This is a genomic window from Stenotrophomonas sp. AS012628 (assembly GCF_010608305.1).
Lineage (GTDB): Bacteria > Pseudomonadota > Gammaproteobacteria > Xanthomonadales > Xanthomonadaceae > Stenotrophomonas > Stenotrophomonas geniculata.
The window spans coordinates 1-2,674 of sequence record NZ_VMBJ01000093.1 but is presented as its reverse complement, the minus strand read 5'-3'; the positions used below and the strand labels follow the sequence as shown (position 1 = coordinate 2,674).

The 2,674-nt window shown below is 68.8% G+C and carries 2 protein-coding genes; both read left to right on the top strand.

The genetic code is table 11. From position 1 onward, the window contains the following. Positions 1-176: 176 nt before the first annotated feature. Positions 177-2,225 carry an ATP-dependent DNA helicase gene (locus G5A07_RS21070; RefSeq protein WP_191863958.1) on the top strand — a complete coding sequence of 683 codons (2,049 nt, stop codon included), beginning with the start codon at positions 177-179 and terminating at the stop codon, positions 2,223-2,225. A gap of 9 nt (positions 2,226-2,234) precedes the next feature. Next, the coding region (gene tsaB / locus G5A07_RS21065) for a tRNA (adenosine(37)-N6)-threonylcarbamoyltransferase complex dimerization subunit type 1 TsaB (RefSeq protein ID WP_191863957.1) at positions 2,235-2,674 on the top strand (440 nt) is incomplete at its 3' end.

The window sequence follows — 2,674 nt, the reverse complement described above, 5'->3', positions numbered from 1 at the left end:
CAACCCGCCCGAGGCATGCCTCGGGCCCATGGCGCCAACGGTCCTGCCTGCCCCTCCCGACCCGCCCAGCACGTAGAAACCCAGAGCCATGAACCAAGCTGTTGCCGTTGCTTTTGCGGGTGCTCTGGCGTGAAACGGGTGCCGGGCAGCGCCCGGCCGGGTATCCTTTCCCTCTGATGTCCGACCTTGTCCATGCCAGCCGCGAAGCCCTCAGCGACGGCGGCGCGCTCGCCTCGCATCTGGATGCATTCGTCCCGCGTCCGGCACAGCAGCACCTAACCGAAGCCATCGCCGATGCGCTGCAGCAGCGTGATCTGCTGCTGGCCGAGGCCGGTACCGGCACCGGCAAGACGTTCGCCTACCTGGTGCCGGTGCTGCTGTCCGGGTTGCGCACCATCATCTCCACCGGTACCCGCGCGCTGCAGGACCAGCTCTACCACCGCGATCTGCCACGGGTGCGCCAGGCACTCGGTGTCGGCCTGCGCAGTGCGCTGCTGAAGGGACGCGCGAACTACCTGTGCCGCTATCGCTTGCAGCAGGCGCGCGGCGAGCCGCGTTTTTCCAGCCCCGAACAGGCTGCGCAGTTCCAGCGGATCCTGGCCTGGTCCGGTCGTTCGGAGTTCGGTGACATCGCCGAACTGGAAGGCCTGGCCGATGATTCGCCGCTGCTGCCGATGGTCACCTCCACTGTCGACAACTGCCTGGGGACCGACTGCCCGTTCTGGGATGACTGCTTCGTGGTGCGCGCGCGGCAACGCGCGCAGGCCGCCGATGTGGTGGTGGTCAACCACCATCTGCTGTTGGCCGACCTGGCACTGAAGCAGGACGGCTTTGGCGAGTTGTTACCTGGGGCGCAGGCCTTCGTCATCGACGAGGCGCATCAGTTGCCCGAACTGGCCGCGCAGTTCTTCGGCGAAGGTTTTGGCATGCGTCCGTGGCAGGAACTGGGCCGCGACTGCCTGGCCGAAGCGCGCGGCGTCGGGGGCGCGCAGTCGGCGCTGCAGGAACCGGTCGACCAGTTGCAGCAGGCGCTGTTGGCGCTGCGCTCGGCAATGGAAGGGCTGCCAGCGCGTGGCACGCAATGGCGTGCACTGGCGATGCCGCAGGTGCGTGATGGCTTCGATGCGGTGATGGCTGGCCTGGTGACGCTGGAGCAGGCGCTGCAGCCGCTGCGCGAAGCGGCTGCCGGCCTCGATGCCTGCCATGCGCGTGCGCGCGAAGCGGTTTCGCGGCTCAGCCGCTGGCTGGGGGATGACGAACCCACCCTCGATTTCGATACCGATCCGGAGGAGACCGCCAGCGCCGCCGATGTGCTCTGGTACGAGCTCACGCCGCGTGGTTTCCGCTGCCAGCGCACGCCGATGGATGTGTCCGGCCCGTTGCGCGAGCATCGCGAACGCAGCCGCGCCGCATGGATCTTTACCTCGGCGACACTGACCGTGGGCGGTGGTTTCGATCACATCGCCACCCGCCTGGGCCTGGACGACCCGCATACGCTGGTCCAGCCCAGCCCGTTCAACTGGCCGGAGCAGGCGTTGTGCTATCTGCCCGAGGGCCTGCCTGATCCGGCCGCGCGTGGTTTCGGAACCGCGCTGATCCAGACCCTGCGGCCGGTGCTGCAGGCCTCGCAGGGCAGGGCGTTCCTGCTGTTCGCCTCGCACCGTGCATTGCGCGAGGCCGCCGAGGCACTGCGTGATGGGCCATGGCCGTTGTTCGTGCAGGGCGAGGCGCCGCGCGCGACGCTGCTGCAACGCTTCCGCGAATCGGGCAATGGCGTGCTGCTGGGCTCGGCCAGTTTCCGCGAGGGCGTGGACGTGGTCGGCGAAGCGTTGAGCGTGGTGATGATCGACAAGCTGCCGTTCGCAGCACCGGATGACCCGGTCTACGAGGCACGCCTGGAGGCGATCCGCAGCCAGGGCGGCAACCCGTTCCGCGATGAACAGCTGCCGCAGGCGGTGATCGCGTTGAAGCAGGGCGTCGGCCGCCTGATCCGCAGCGAGAGCGACCGCGGCGTGCTGGTGCTGTGCGACCCGCGCCTGCTCAACCGGGGTTACGGCCGGGTGTTTCTCGATTCACTGCCACCGTTCCGCCGTACCCGCAGCCTGGCCGATGTCCAGGCCTTCTTTACGCCACAATGGGCGCCCGTGGCCGACGATGCGGCTGCCCGGGCCGCTGTTGCGACCGGCCCCGAGCCGGCGCCCGGTGCCACGTTCCCCCTGTTCTGACCCGATCCGATGAAACTGCTCGCCTTTGAAACCGCCACCGAAGCCTGTTCCGTTGCCCTGCATGTCGATGGGCAGGTACTGGAACGCTTCGAGATCGCCCCGCGCCGGCATGCCGAACTGAGCCTGCCGTGGGCCGAGGCGCTGCTGGCCGAAGCCGGCATCAGCCGCCGCCAGTTGGACGGCATCGCGCTCAGCCGCGGCCCTGGTGCGTTCACGGGCGTGCGCCTGGCGATCGCCATCGCGCAGGGCATCGCACTGGCGCTGGACCGTCCGCTGCTGCCGGTATCGACGCTGCAGGTGCTGGCGCTGCGGGCACCGGCAGAAGAAACGCAGATCCTGTCGGCGATCGACGCACGGATGGGCGAACTGTATGTCGCCCGCTTCGAGCGTGTGGACGGCCTGCCGGTGGCGCGTAATGTCGAACGCGTGTGCGCACCCGCTGCGGTGGC